Consider the following 13,019-nt stretch of genomic DNA (forward strand, 5'->3'; position numbering starts at 1 on the left):
GTGTCAGCGGGTGATCGCTTCCCTGCTCTGGAGCCGCAACTCAAGATCGTTCATGACGATCGCGGCCAGGTCTTCGAGCGTCCGGGTGTCCTCGGCGGTAAACTGGCGCGGTTCCCGGTCCAGGATGCAGAAGGTGCCCAAGTTGTAGCCATCCGGGGTGCGCAGCGGAACTCCGGCGTAGAACTGCAGGCCGAACTCGCCCGCCACGAGCGGGTTGGCCAGCGCGCGCGGATCGGTGGCCGCACTTTCAATCACCCAAGTGTCGTCCTGCAGGATCGCGGAGGCGCAGAGTCCCGGATCCCGGCCGATCTCGGTCACGTCCGTGCCGTGGTGTGCCTTGAACCAGATCCGGTCGTGGTCCACGACGCTCACGATCGCGACAGGCACGGAGAACAAGCGTGCCGCGAGACCTGCGATCCGGTCAAAGGCTCCATCGGCGGGCGTATCGAGGATCCGGTATCGCTCGACGGCGCGCATGCGGCCTTCCTCGTCGGACGCTGACGAAACGTTGGCGAGGCGGTGGCGGGCCGCTCCGTTGACCACTTCCTGGTGCAGGGCCAGCGAGACCTCGCGGGCGGCGGGCCGCCCGGCCGGGTCCCGGGCCAGCATGGAGGACAAAAGCGAGACCCACATGGGCGCAAGTCCCTCCGGGATGTGCGGATCCTGGAGCAACCGGGCGACGGCGGACTGGACGGGCGCTCCCGGGTAGGCCATCTTCCCGGTCAGGCCCTCGAGCAGCACAAGGCCCAGGGAGTACACGTCGCTGAGTGGACCGGCGGCTTCACCGGCGGCCTGCTCAGGGCTCAGATAGGCAGGGGTGCCGGACGTGCCGCCCCCCTCCGCCGGACTCTTGTCCATCATGATGGCGACGCCGAAGTCGGTGAGCTTGGCCCGCGGCCGGCGGTCCTCGTTGCTGTAGTCCACCAGCAGGATGTTCGCCGGCTTCACGTCACGGTGGACGATGCCGTGGTGGTGAATGTAGGCGAGGCCGTCCGCCAGGTCATGGCCGATCAGCGCCATGTGCGCCGCGGAGAGCGGTCCCTGGGCAGTCCGGTGGCGGAGGTCCGGTCCGCGGACCAGTTCCATCACGAGGTAGCTCAGGCGCGCGGACGGGTCGCTCAGGTCGGAGCCGGCGTCAAAGAGCGTCACGAGGGCGTGGTGGCCCATTCCGGCGAGGATCCGCACTTCCTGGCCCTGCCGGCGGGTGTGCTCAAGGTCGTCACCGTCATTGCGGAAGAGTTTGACTGCCACCTCGCGCTGAAGGAGTTCATCGAACGCGCGGTAAACGGTCGATTGACTTCCCCTGCCGATGGGGTCTTCAATCCGGTAGCGCCCGCTCAGCAGGAATCCGGGTTCCATGCTCCGTTTCAGGGTGGCCGGTTTTGCGGCGGCCCGTCTCGACATGGCCCGTTTTAGCGTGGCCCGTCTCCTAGTTGAATCAGTCAAGAAGTGTTCTTGCTTTCCTTGAGTGCGGCGCCCGCAGAATTAGCAAGGTTACTTATGATAACCCGATTTCGCCCGCCAGGAAGCCCCGCAGCACTTTTTCCTGAATGTTGCCCCGGAGGGCGTCGGCCGCTACTTGGCGGGGTTGTGCGTACCGATCGGCAGCAGCGTCAAATCCGGGTGGTTCTTCTCGATCCGGCGCAGCGCCCAGACGTCGTTGAACAGCGCCAGGTATTCGCCGTCGGACCGCAATAACACCTCGGCGCCGGGCACATTGGCCAGCGCCGGCATGGCGTCCGCCGTCGAGATCCGGGCGATGGAGTACGGCAACCGTTCAAGCCGCATCGGCGCACTGAAATCGTGCGCCATGCGGTCCTCGACAACCTCGAACTGCATGGGACCGACGGCGGCCAGGACGGGTGCCTGGTCGCCGCGGATGTCCGAGCGGAGCACCTGGATGACGCCCTCATGCTCGAGCTGTTCGATGCCGCGGCGGAACTGCTTAAAACGGCTGGGGTCCTTGGAGCGCGCCACCTGGAAGTGTTCCGGAGCGAACAGCGGGATCGCGGGGAACTCCACCGGCCGCTCCAGGAACAGGCTGTCGCCGACCCGCAGCGAGGAGGCGTTGACCAGGCCCACGACGTCGCCGGGGAAGGCCTCGTCGATGACCTCGCGTTCGCGGCCGAAGACCTGCTGGGCGTATTTGGTGGCGAAGGACTTTCCGGTCCGGCCCTGGGTCACCACCATGCCGCGCTCAAACATGCCCGAGCAGACGCGGATGAAGGCGACGTGGTCGCGGTGGGCCTTGTTCATGCCGGCCTGGACCTTGAAGACAAACCCGGCGAAGGGCGCATCGACGGGCCGCAGGGCACCGTCGACGTCGGGCCGGGGGGCCGCGGGCGGCGCGAAGTCCACGAGGGCGTCGAGGATTTCCTTCACGCCGAAGTTCAGTGCGGCGGAGCTGAAAAGGATCGGGGTCGCCTTGCCGGCGTGGAACGCCCCGACGTCGAACTGGAGGTTGGATTCGACAACCAGCCCTGCCTCGTCGACGGCGTTGGACCAGTCCTCACCCTGGCTGGCAGCGGCCTCCTCCGGTGTGAAGTACTCGGTGAGGGCGATTTTGGCGCCGGCGTTGTTGCGTTTGAACTGGGCGAAACGGTCATTGCGGAGATCCCAGACGCCGCGGAAGTCACCGGAGATGCCCACAGCCCAGGTCAGCGGCATCGGGAGGAGGCCGGTGCGCTCGGTGATCTCGTCCATGAGGGCAAGGGCATCCAGGCCCGGCCGGTCCCACTTGTTGATCACCGTGATGATGGGGAGGTTGCGCTGCTTGCAGACCTCGAAGAGCTTCATGGTTTGGGTTTCCAGGCCTTTGGCGGCATCGACCAGCATCACGGCGCAATCCACGGCGGCCAGCACACGGTAGGTGTCCTCGGAGAAGTCGGCGTGGCCGGGGGTGTCCAGCAGGTTGATGACGGTGTCCCGGTAGGCGAACTGCAGGGCGGCCGAGCTGATCGAGATGCCGCGGTCCTTTTCCATCTGCATCCAGTCCGAGACCGTCTCCTTGCGGTTGGCCTTGCCGCTGGAGGCGCCGGCGGTGCCGATCACCTTCGCGTGCAGCGCGAGCGCTTCGGTCAGCGTCGACTTGCCGGCGTCGGGGTGGGAGATGACCGCAAAAGTCCGACGCCGGGCAGCCTGCTTGTGAATCTCCTGCACTCGGGCGGGGCTAAGGACTTCTTGAGACACGGTGCTACTTTCGCTGCGGCTTTTGATGGTGGCGGGACGGGACTGCGCGAGTCCGGGTGGCCCGGTGGGATCGCGGGAGTTCTGCTGTGGGTCTGGGAGGGCGCTGCGCCGGGAGCCGACGGTACGCCCAAGGCCTCAAGTTTATCGCAGGCCGCACCGCCCCCGTGAAGTGCGCACCATACCTGGACAAGGTGCGCTGGGCGACGGGTCGGCAACGGGAAAGCCACGGCACCAAAATGGCTCCAGCGACGGCCGCCGCCGGAGCCATTTTGAAGGCACCCCTGAGCGCGCCGCTATGGGCCACTTTAGGGCTTGTCTGTGCGGAAGTTGGCCCGCTTTACCTCTACTATGGTGGGAGCGGGGAATCGAGTACTTTTGATCCTGCCGGGAAACCCTGGAGACCGCGCACCTGCAGGCTGGATCCTGCACCTTTGAAGGGAAAATCTATGGCTCGGAGCCCTGAAGATTCACTCAAGGCGACTCTGGGCAGAGTGGCTCCGGGCACTGCCCTCCGCGACGGCCTGGAGCGCATCCTCCGCGGACGGACCGGTGCCCTGATCGTGCTGGGCATCGACAGGACCATCGAATCCATCTGTTCGGGCGGCTTCGACATCGGCATCGACTTCTCCCCCACCCGGCTCCGGGAACTGGCGAAAATGGACGGCGCCATCATCTGCGACAAGGATGCCAGCAACATCCTGCGCGCCGCCGTCCAGCTGGTCCCCGACTCCAGCATCGAGACCCAGGAATCAGGCACCCGGCACCGGACCGCGGAGCGAGTTGCCATCCAGACCGGCGTCCCGGTCATCTCGGTCAGCCAGTCGATGCAGATCATCGCGCTGTATGTGAATGGCCTTCGGCACGTGCTGGAGGGCTCGGAGAAGGTCCTGGCCCGCGCCAATCAGGCCCTGGCAACCCTGGAACGCTACCGGTCACGCCTGGATCAGGTGACCAGCTCACTCTCCGCGCTGGAAATCGAGGCCATGGTGACGGTCCGGGATGTGGCTGTGACCCTGCAGCGCCAGGAAATGGTGCGCCGGATTTCCGAAGAGATTTCCCAGTATGTCCTGGAGCTCGGTGAAGACGGCCGCCTGCTGTCCTTGCAGCTGGACGAGCTGACCGTGGGCCGCGGCCCCGGCAGCGACGTGATCATCCGCGACTACTCCGGCCCGGACACGTCCGCCGAGGACATCGAAAATGCCGTCAAGGAGCTGGTGAGCCTGGGCCCCACCGAGCTGATCGATCTGGGCAAGATCGCCGGGATTGTCGGCTTCGCGGGCGGCGAGGCGAACCTCGACGCCGTCGTCCAGCCGCGCGGTTACCGCCTGCTTTCGGGGCTGAAGGCAGTGCCGAAGGCCGTCGCCGACCGCCTGGTGGACCACTTCGGCGGGCTGCAGTTCCTCATGGCGGCCTCGATCGATGACCTCATGACCGTGGACGGCATCGGCGACCAGCGCGCCCGCACCGTCCGCGAGGGCCTGAGCCGCATGGCTGAGGCCAGCCTGCTGGACCGGTTCCTCTAAAACCCCCCGGCGATTGCTCCGTATCTGCCCTTTTGAGCCCTCAAGACGGCAGATACGGAGCAGTCGACGAGGATTAGTTGAGCTGGAACACGGCCCTGGGGGAATTCTTGTCCGCGAGCCGGGCGGTGAAGACGTAGTACGCACCGCCGGCTCCGGGCTGGGCTGCGATCGCCGCGCAGCCCTGGACCGTGCGGTTGCGCTGCCAGGGGAAGTTCGCCGTCTCGCTCTGGCCCGGCGCGATGGTCTTCACGAGGTCCGTGGCGTCCGACTGGCAGTCCGTGGAGGAGAAGATCCGGTCGGAGCCGCTGGTGATGATGTACTCCATCTGCGAGGAGCCGAGATTGATCTCACACGGCACCTTGTTGCCGTTCGTCACCTTGAGCGTGAGCAGCGGATTCTCGCCGGACGCGTATGCAGGCTTGTCTGTTGCGGCCGTGACGGTTACGAGGTTCTGATCGCAGCCGGTCCCCGCCGAAGGAGCGGAAGGCGAAGCGGAGGAGGAAGCAGCGGGCCCCTCCGGGCCTCCCGGCTGAGCCGACGGAGCCGGCTGACCCGACGGAGCCGCGCCGGCCGGGGAGGGCTGTCCGGCGTTGACAACGCCGGCTACGGCTGCGAAGCCCCCGATGACGATTGCAATAACCAGCAGGAGCGCGGCACCCACGAACAGCCGGCGGCGCCGGAAGACAGGATTCAGCGGTTTCCCCGCAGGCTTCCCGGCAGGTTTCCCCGCCGGTTTCCCCAGCGGTTTCCCGGCAGGCTTCCCCGCCGGTTTCCCCGCAGGCTTCAGCCCGGTTCTCCGCGGCGGCGTCCGTGTGGACTGCCCGTCGACGGAAACCTTCGGCCGAGAACCGTGACTTCCTGAATCGCCTTGCCTTCCCATCCTCCTAGGCTAGAGAACCGCGCCGCGTATGCGGGCCTCCCACGCCGCGGGCGGACTGTGGCCCTCATCTATTACGCTTACTTGCATCAAAGCTCAAGCCGAATCCCCCGCCGTCCGCGCTGCCAACCCGGGAAGCGCTCCCGCAGCCGCTCCCGGAAACGCTCCCGCGGGCCCTGCCGCGGGCATCCCTCCCAGCGCTACCGACGGCGGTCGCCCCAGCGATCCCGACGGCGCCGCGCTGAGCGGCCTTCAAGCGGCTCTGGACTCGTGGTTCGAATCGAACGCACGGCAGCTGCCCTGGCGTGCTCCGGACCGCACACCCTGGGGTGTGCTGGTCAGCGAGGTTATGCTCCAGCAGACACCGGTGGTGCGCGTCCTGCCGGTCTGGGAGGAATGGCTGCGGCGCTGGCCCGGGCCGGCCGATCTGGCCCGGGAACCCGCGGGGGAGGCTGTCCGTTCCTGGGGCCGGCTGGGCTATCCGCGGCGGGCCCTGCGGCTGCACGCGGCCGCCGTCGCGATCGGGGCCAGCCACGGCGGAAATGTCCCGGACACCTATCCGGAACTGCTGGAGCTGCCCGGGGTGGGCAGCTACACGGCGGCGGCCGTCGCCGCCTTCGCCTTCGGCAGGCGCGAAACGGTGGTGGACACCAATATCCGCCGCGTCCACGCCCGGCTGCTTTCCGGTTCCGCGCTTCCCGCCCAGGCGCTGACCGCCGCTGAGATGCGGCTGGCCGCAAAGATGCTGCCGTCCGACACCGGTGCCTCCGTCCGCTGGAACGCGTCCGTCATGGAACTCGGCGCGCTCGTGTGCACGGCGCGGTCACCGAAGTGCGGAAAATGCCCGGTCCGTAGCTCCTGCGCCTGGCTGGCTGCCGGTGAGCCGCCGCCCACGTACACCCCAAGAGGACAGTCGTGGCATGGAACGGACCGTCAGGTGCGGGGCGCGGTAATGGCGGTGCTCCGCGTCGCCGAGGCCCCCGTCGCGCCGGAGCTGTTCCAGCGGGCCCCGGCGGATCTTGGCTTTGAACCGCTTGGGATCAGCATTCCGCTGGCCGCCCTGCACCGGCTCGATCCGGCTCCTGAACAGCTCGAACGAGCGCTGGCCGGCCTGCTCAGCGACGGTCTGGCAGAGCTCCATCCCGGCGGCTTCCGGCTCCCCGCCTGAGCATCGTGGCCGCGCAACCGCGGAGCACTGGCTGGGCGCGCCTGCCGGAACTACCCTGAAGCATGCGCAAATTCGTGGCGATCGCGGCTCTGGCCTGTACCGCGCTGCTGGCGGCCGGATGCCAGCCGGAAACCGCCTGCCCGGCGATCGCCCAGGCGCAGGTGGTCGCGCTGACCGTGGCCCGGGACTACGCCGCCTCCGTCAGGGCCGTCCAGCTGAAAGCGTGCCAGGCAGGCCGCTGCACCGAGGCTGAACTGGAGCTATTCCCCGGCACCACCACTGTGGACCAGGGCTGCGAGCCCGGCCCCTACGGCGGCGACCGCCCCTGTTCGGCAACTTCTTCGCCGGACGGTACCCTCACCGGGATGCTGATGTTTGAGCCGCTGGGAGACTCGCCCATGGAGGTGACCTCCAGCGGGACCGACGCCAACGGCCTTCCCCTGCCGGTCCGGACCCTGACGTTCACCCCTCGGGTGGCCTACCCCTTCGGCGGGCAATGCGGCCGGTTCATCACCGCCGGCGTCGTGCTCGACGCCGGCGGCCTCCGGCAGGCGCCGTAGCCGCCCCCCTCCGATCCTATGGTTCCCCGAAGCCGGCCGTGAACAGCCCGCCCAGATAGTCCACGGCTTTCCTGGCGTCCGGGCCGCTGGCCTCGACGTGCAGCACCGCACCCTTGGCGGCACCAAGCATCATGAGTTCCGTCATGGAGGCGCCGTCTGCGCCGTTGATCGTCACATCAGCGTCCATGCCGGACAGTCCGCCGGCGATTTTCGCCGCGGGGCGTGCGTGCATGCCGGTTTGGTTGATGAGCTCGAAATCGCCCATGGCGTCCGGCGGCTGCTGGTGTTCGTGGTCGGGAACCGCCGGGTGGGCCGGCGGCTGGTAGACGGCCTCGGCGGCATCCTTCACCGCGTCGGCGCCGGCTCCGGCCTGGGCGGCCACGGCGGCGGCGACTAGCCCCTCCACGAGCGGAGCGTCGGCCAGCAGCACGGAGGCGGGGTCGGCAAGGAATTCCACCGCCGCTTCGGCCGTCATCACGGCCGAGCCCAGATCCGTGAGCACAACAATGCCGTCAGGGCCCGCAGCCTGCTCCAGCGCCGCCATCACCCGTTCAAGGCTGGTGCCGATCCTGCCGTCGTCGGTGCCTCCGGCGGGCAGGATCACTACGTCCGGCGCCATTTGCGCGGCAAGTTCGACGGCGCCGTCGGCGATCTTTGCGCTGTGTGAGACGACGACGAGCCGTACGGTCATTCGGCTGCCCCGGCAGCGGCACGCAGGATCAGGGCACTGGAAACGGCGCCCGGGTCCCGGTGGCCGATGCTGCGCTCCCCCAGATAGCTGGCGCGCCCTTTGCGGGCAAGCATTGGATCGGTGGACACGGCGCCGGCTTCGGCCGCCTCCGCGGCCGCCACCAGGACCTTGCGGACGTCACCGTTGGCGGCTGCCGCAGCGGCTGCCTCGATCGCCGGGGTCCAGGCGTCCACCATGGTCTTGTCACCGGGCTCGGCCTTCCCCCGGGCCACGATGCCGTCGCGTGCGGCCTGCAGTGCCGCCGCCAGAGTCGCGGCGTCGACGTCGGCAGTGTCCCCCAGCGCCGTTGAAGCCCGAAGGAACGCCGTGCCGTAGAGCGGGCCGGCGGCTCCCCCCACCTTGGACATCAGGGTCATGGCCGTCAGCTTCAGCGCCGCCCCGGGGGTTTCCGGAGGAGATTCGGCAAGTTTGTCCAGCACCGCCCGGAAGCCCCGGTCCATGTTCTCGCCATGGTCCGAGTCCCCGATTGGCCGGTCCAGTTCAATGAGCTCGACCCTGTGCTCGGACATGGCCTGCGCACAGAGAGTAAGCCACCGTACCGCCCAGCCGGCGTCCAGACCCACGGTCAGACGCCCCAACGGAGTGCCGGAGTGTGGACCGGGGCGTCCCAGAGGCCCGTCATTTCGTCGTCCAGGCGCAGGACGGTGATGGAACAGCCCTGCATTTCCAGGGCGGTGATGTAGTTGCCCACCAGCGAGCGCGCCACGGTGATGCCCTGCTCGGCCAGTTTCTGCGCAGCCCGGCGGTAGACGATATACAACTCGCTCTGCGGGGTGCCGCCCATCCCGTTCACGAACAGGAGCACCTTGTCACCGGAGGTCAGGCCGAGGTCGCTGACCACGGGCTCCAGCAGCCGGTCCGTGATCCCGTCGGCATTTTCCATCGGGATCTTGTGCCGCCCCGGCTCGCCGTGGATGCCGATGCCGATCTCGATCTCATTTTCTTCAAGCTCAAAGCTGGGCACCCCGGCATGCGGGACGGTGCAGGCGGCCAGCGCCACACCCATGCTGCGGACATTCTGGTTGACGCGGTCACCGATGGCTACGACGGCGTCGAGGTTGTCGCCGCGCTCGGCGGCCGCGCCGGCGATCTTCTCCACCAGCACCGTGCCGCCCACACCTCGCCGCCCGGCGGTGTACAGCGAGTCCTCCACTGCGACGTCGTCGTTGACCAGGACCGTACGGACCTCAACGCCTTCGGCCTGCGCCAGCTCGGCTGCGGTCTCGAAGTTGAGCACGTCGCCCGTGTAGTTCTTGACGATATGGACGACGCCGGCGCCCGAGTTCACGGCAAGCGTGGCCGGAAGGATCTGGTCCGGGGTGGGCGAGGTGAACACGGCACCCGGGACTGCGGCGTCGAGCATGCCCATTCCGACATATCCGCCGTGCAGCGGTTCGTGCCCGCTGCCGCCGCCGGAGACCAGCCCTACCTTTCCTGCCACCGGCGCGTCTTTGCGCACGATGTACTTCGGGTCCGCGAAGACGGTCACGAGATCGGCATGGGCGAGCCCGAAGCCCTCCACTGACTCGTCGACTACGGCGCGGGGATCATTGATGAGTTTCTTCATGGCTGTGCTCCCTGGATGGTGTCCTGGCTGCTTGCTTAGACCCTACTACCGGGGCCCTGCCAGCGAAAGGCTCCGGATCCGCGCCTACGGGTCCTCGGCGCGGCCGGGCGGCGCGGCCCTGAACTGATCTGTGCTGACGGCGGGTGTCAGGAACGTCGGCCTGCCCGCACCGGGAAGTCCGGCCAGGCGTCTGCCCCCAGCCACGAAAACGGCGGCACCGAGGCCCCGGCCCTGCGTTGGTGCGCCGCGAGCTCCCCCGGCCCGGCCGGCGCGGCAGGTTCCCCGGCCTCCCCAGGCTCCTCGGCCTCCCCCGACATCGCAGGCTCCCCCGACTTCACCGGCTCGGCGGGCCCGGCCACTCCCCCAGGCTCCGCGGCTCCCCCAGCAATGGTCATTTGGAATGCGCAAAAATCCGGAAAAACCTCGTTATGGTGCAATGTCGTGCCTCCGAAAGTACCGACCCACCCCCTGGGCCGGGACCAGTTTATCCATCAAGTAGAAGGAAAGGGAGACGACACTTCGGCCGGCTGCCAGGCGGCACTCGGCCGCCGGCACGCCCGGGTCCGTCGGCGACTTCTAGAGGGCCTTGATCATCCGGGTGTTGCCGAGGGTATTCGGCTTCACCCGCGCGAGATCCAGAAATTCGGCGACGCCTTCGTCATGGGATCGCAGCAGTTCGGAATACACCACCGGGTCGACAGCGGACTGATCCGCCATCACGTCGAAGCCGTGCTTCCTGAAGAACTCCACCTCGAAGGTCAGGCAGAAAACGCGGGAAACCCCCAGGGCCCGCGCGTCCGCCAGGAGCCGCTCCACCAGCACATGCCCTACCCCCTTGCCGCGCCAGGCATCGGACGCCGTCAGGGTGCGCACCTCGGCAAGGTCCTCCCACATAACATGGAGCGCCCCGCAGCCGATCACCTCGCCGTCGGGCCCCTCTGCTATCCGGAACTCCTGCAGGCTCTCGTAGTAGGCCACGGTCTCCTTGGCCATGAGGATCCGCCGGTCTGCCAGCGGCGCCACCAGCGCCTTGATGGCTGCGACGTCGCCCGTGCGGGCAGGGCGGATGCGGATCGTCTCGGTCACAGCCCAATCCTAGGCGCGCCGATGGCGAAAGCCACCCATCGCCCGTCGTCACGGTGCCGCGTGGCCCGGGCCACCCGAGCCGGAGGTAAAGCTAAAGCCCCAGTTCGGCCGGCACGGGAAGGTCCTTGGCGAGGAGGTTCCTGGCGAGGAAGTGCTCGACTACGCCGTACCAGATTTTGGTGTGCTGCGGCTGCAGGATCCAGTGGTTCTCGTCCGGGAAGTAGAGGAAGCGGTGGTCGGTGTCGCCGTTCTCGTCGGCCGCGAGTTGCGACTTGGCGAGGAGTTCGTACCAGAGGCGCAGGCCCTCGCCGATGGGGACGCGGTAGTCCTTGTCGCCGTGGATGACCAGCATGGGGGTGCTGATGTTCTCCACGTGCAGATGCGGGGAGTTCGCCAGCGCCATTTCGGCCGTCATTTCCTTGAGCCAGTACTGCGCGGCGTCGGTGGTGGGGCCGAACTGGTCCAGAGCCCAGAGGCTGGCGTGCGTGACGATCGCCTTGAACCGGTCCGTGTGGCCGGCCACCCAGTTGGCCATGTAGCCGCCAAAGGAGCCGCCCATCGCCGCGGTGCGGCTCTCGTCAATGTCAGGCCGTTGGACCACGGCATCGGTGATGGCCATCAGATCGTTGAACGGAGCCTTGCCCCATTCGCCCCAGCCGCGCTGGATGTGGTGCTGGCCGTAGCCGGTGGACAGTGCCGGGTCAGGCAGGAGCACGGCGTAGCCGCGTGCCACAAGCAGCCACGGGTTCCAGCGCCAGGTCCAGGCGTTCCAGGATCCGAGCGGGCCGCCGTGGATCCAGAGCAGCAGCGGGGCCGGGTTCCCGGCGGAGGCGCCGTCGGGGAGCGCCAGGAACGCCGGTACCCGGGCGCCATCGGCCGCCGTCGTCTCCACCCGCTCAAGCGAGCCCTTGTAGCGCGGGCGTTCAGCGGGGGCCGGGAGCCGGGCGACGTCGCCGCTGGCGAGGTCGATCCGCACCGCCTCAGCGGGGAAATCGTAGGAACTGCGTAACGCAAAGGCGCTCCCGCCGTCCGGCGAGATGACGACGTCGGAATAGGCTGCAGTGTCGGCGGTCAGCCGGGTGACGTGGCCGTTCTCACTGCCGGAGACGCCGATGCGGAACACCGGTGAGGCGCCGTCGTCGTCGGCCGTCGCGAGGATCGCGGAGCCGTCCGGCAGCCAGGCGGCGGGGCGGGGCCAGCGGTCCCAGTCGTGGGCCAGCGGCGTCAGGGCGCCTTCCGCTGCTGCCTCGGACACATCGAACAGGTGCAGCTTGACCTGCGGGGCAGCAAGCGGAGTGGTGTCGCTCTCGCTGAGCACAACGAGGGTGCGGTTGTCCGGGCTGACCGGCCCCGGGAAGTAGCTCAGGCCTTCGGTTTCCAGCAGGACCTTGCGGGTGCCGGTGGCGACGTCGATCGCGAGCAGGACGGACCGCGAGTTGGCGTTGGCGAGCGGCTTGTTGAAGCTGCTGTAGATGGTCTTCCCGTCGGGGCTGACCACGGGATCCGTGTCCCGGAGCCCGCTGCCGGCGCCGGGAGTCAGGTTGCGGAGCCTGAGCGGCGCTGTGGCGTCAACCGTGCCCGGCCTGCCCGGCTCCTGCACCCCGCCCGGTTCGACGGCGAACAGCCGCGGCTGTGCGGGTCCGAGGTCAGCGTCCCAGTAGCGCACGGGATAGCCGCTGTGCAGGATGGCGGTGACCTTGTGCTCCGTCCGGGCCTTGCGGCGTTCCCCGTCGTTGGCCTCATCGGTGGAACCGGCCAGCACGGAGGCAGCAACGAACAGGGCATCGGCATCTTTGGCGGCCAGGACCGCGCTGACGCCGCCGCCGCGTGAGAGCACCACCCGCGCCTCCCCTCCGCCGGCGGGGAGCATCCACAGGGCGTTGACCGGGTCGGCCTCGGGGCTCTCCGGATCCGGACGGGCGGAGGTGAAGTAGAGATCACCGCTGGCGGCGAAGACGGCCCCGGCCTCACCCTTCGCACTGCGGGTGATCCTGCGGGCCTGTTGGAGCCCTTCAGGATCCAGCTCCCACAGGGCTGTTCCATAGTCGGCTCCGTTGGCATTGAGGGTGGCCACGGTGGTGATCAGGCGCCCGCCGTCGGGGCTCAACGCCAGGCCGCTCACCCTCGGGATGGCCAGGTAGTGGTCCAGATCGTGGAAGGTCGTCTCGGGTTTTTCGCTCAGGGTCTCTGAATCGATGGAAGTCATGCACCGATTCAACACCCCCTATGACCCCGATCACACCACGTTCACTAAGAGTGAAACACTACTTTCAGACTCCAACGGCGGAGCAGGGCTCC

At 68.1% G+C, this 13,019-nt stretch carries 11 protein-coding genes; 3 read left to right on the forward strand and 8 right to left on the reverse strand.

Annotated features, from left to right (window positions below):
- Positions 1 to 3: 3 nt before the first annotated feature.
- Positions 4 to 1,359 carry a GAF domain-containing serine/threonine-protein kinase gene (locus RCH07_RS05730; RefSeq protein WP_326966515.1) on the reverse strand — a complete coding sequence of 452 codons (1,356 nt, stop codon included), beginning with the start codon at positions 1,357 to 1,359 and terminating at the stop codon, positions 4 to 6.
- 216 nt (positions 1,360 to 1,575) lie between these two features.
- The gene (locus RCH07_RS05735) at positions 1,576 to 3,189 is read right to left on the reverse strand and encodes a peptide chain release factor 3 (protein WP_326966516.1); all 1,614 of its coding nucleotides are present in this window, start codon (positions 3,187 to 3,189) and stop codon (positions 1,576 to 1,578) included.
- A gap of 446 nt (positions 3,190 to 3,635) precedes the next feature.
- On the opposite strand from RCH07_RS05735, the gene disA reads away from it, so the two are divergent.
- Entirely contained in the window at positions 3,636 to 4,712 is a 1,077-nt protein-coding gene (gene disA / locus RCH07_RS05740) for a DNA integrity scanning diadenylate cyclase DisA (protein ID WP_326966517.1), read from the forward strand.
- A gap of 73 nt (positions 4,713 to 4,785) precedes the next feature.
- Here disA and RCH07_RS05745 read toward each other — a convergent pair whose 3' ends face one another.
- The gene (locus RCH07_RS05745) at positions 4,786 to 5,373 is read right to left on the reverse strand and encodes a hypothetical protein (protein WP_326966518.1); all 588 of its coding nucleotides are present in this window, start codon (positions 5,371 to 5,373) and stop codon (positions 4,786 to 4,788) included.
- Positions 5,374 to 5,920: 547 nt separating this feature from the next.
- Here RCH07_RS05745 and RCH07_RS05750 point away from each other — a divergent pair.
- Positions 5,921 to 6,757: an A/G-specific adenine glycosylase gene (locus RCH07_RS05750; RefSeq protein ID WP_442784779.1), complete on the forward strand. Its 837-nt coding sequence runs from the start codon at positions 5,921 to 5,923 to the stop codon at positions 6,755 to 6,757.
- A 62-nt stretch (positions 6,758 to 6,819) separates the two neighbouring features.
- Positions 6,820 to 7,317: a hypothetical protein gene (locus RCH07_RS05755; protein WP_326966520.1), complete on the forward strand. Its 498-nt coding sequence runs from the start codon at positions 6,820 to 6,822 to the stop codon at positions 7,315 to 7,317.
- 16 nt (positions 7,318 to 7,333) lie between these two features.
- Here RCH07_RS05755 and dhaM read toward each other — a convergent pair whose 3' ends face one another.
- The 5 genes from dhaM to RCH07_RS05780 all read right to left on the reverse strand — a co-directional run bounded on the left by dhaM (position 7,334) and on the right by RCH07_RS05780 (position 12,927).
- Positions 7,334 to 8,008 carry a dihydroxyacetone kinase phosphoryl donor subunit DhaM gene (dhaM, locus tag RCH07_RS05760; RefSeq protein ID WP_326966521.1) on the reverse strand — a complete coding sequence of 225 codons (675 nt, stop codon included), beginning with the start codon at positions 8,006 to 8,008 and terminating at the stop codon, positions 7,334 to 7,336.
- Complete coding sequence (gene dhaL, locus RCH07_RS05765; RefSeq protein ID WP_326966522.1) at positions 8,005 to 8,631, reverse strand: dihydroxyacetone kinase subunit DhaL; 627 nt, start codon at positions 8,629 to 8,631, stop codon at positions 8,005 to 8,007. The genes dhaM and dhaL overlap by 4 nt, the downstream gene beginning before the upstream one ends.
- Before the next feature lie 2 nt (positions 8,632 to 8,633).
- The gene (gene dhaK, locus RCH07_RS05770) at positions 8,634 to 9,635 is read right to left on the reverse strand and encodes a dihydroxyacetone kinase subunit DhaK (RefSeq protein ID WP_326966523.1); all 1,002 of its coding nucleotides are present in this window, start codon (positions 9,633 to 9,635) and stop codon (positions 8,634 to 8,636) included.
- Between the two features lie 576 nt (positions 9,636 to 10,211).
- On the reverse strand, positions 10,212 to 10,721 hold the full coding sequence (locus RCH07_RS05775; protein ID WP_326966524.1) for an amino-acid N-acetyltransferase: 510 nt from the start codon (positions 10,719 to 10,721) through the stop codon (positions 10,212 to 10,214).
- 91 nt (positions 10,722 to 10,812) lie between these two features.
- Positions 10,813 to 12,927 (reverse strand): prolyl oligopeptidase family serine peptidase, encoded by a 2,115-nt coding sequence (locus RCH07_RS05780; protein ID WP_326966525.1) that lies wholly within the window; start codon positions 12,925 to 12,927, stop codon positions 10,813 to 10,815.
- Positions 12,928 to 13,019: the final 92 nt, after the last annotated feature.

Origin of the sequence: Arthrobacter sp. CG_A4, assembly GCF_035985125.1 — a bacterium.
Lineage (GTDB): Bacteria > Actinomycetota > Actinomycetes > Actinomycetales > Micrococcaceae > Arthrobacter.

Coding starts and splice junctions, on each gene's coding strand:
- dhaM (WP_326966521.1), bottom strand. CDS start 8,008: ATGACCGTACGGCTCGTCGTCGTCTCACACAGCGCAAAGATCGCCGAC.
- RCH07_RS05730 (WP_326966515.1), bottom strand. CDS start 1,359: ATGGAACCCGGATTCCTGCTGAGCGGGCGCTACCGGATTGAAGACCCC.
- dhaK (WP_326966523.1), bottom strand. CDS start 9,635: ATGAAGAAACTCATCAATGATCCCCGCGCCGTAGTCGACGAGTCAGTG.
- RCH07_RS05755 (WP_326966520.1), top strand. CDS start 6,820: ATGCGCAAATTCGTGGCGATCGCGGCTCTGGCCTGTACCGCGCTGCTG.
- RCH07_RS05780 (WP_326966525.1), bottom strand. CDS start 12,927: ATGACTTCCATCGATTCAGAGACCCTGAGCGAAAAACCCGAGACGACC.
- disA (WP_326966517.1), top strand. CDS start 3,636: ATGGCTCGGAGCCCTGAAGATTCACTCAAGGCGACTCTGGGCAGAGTG.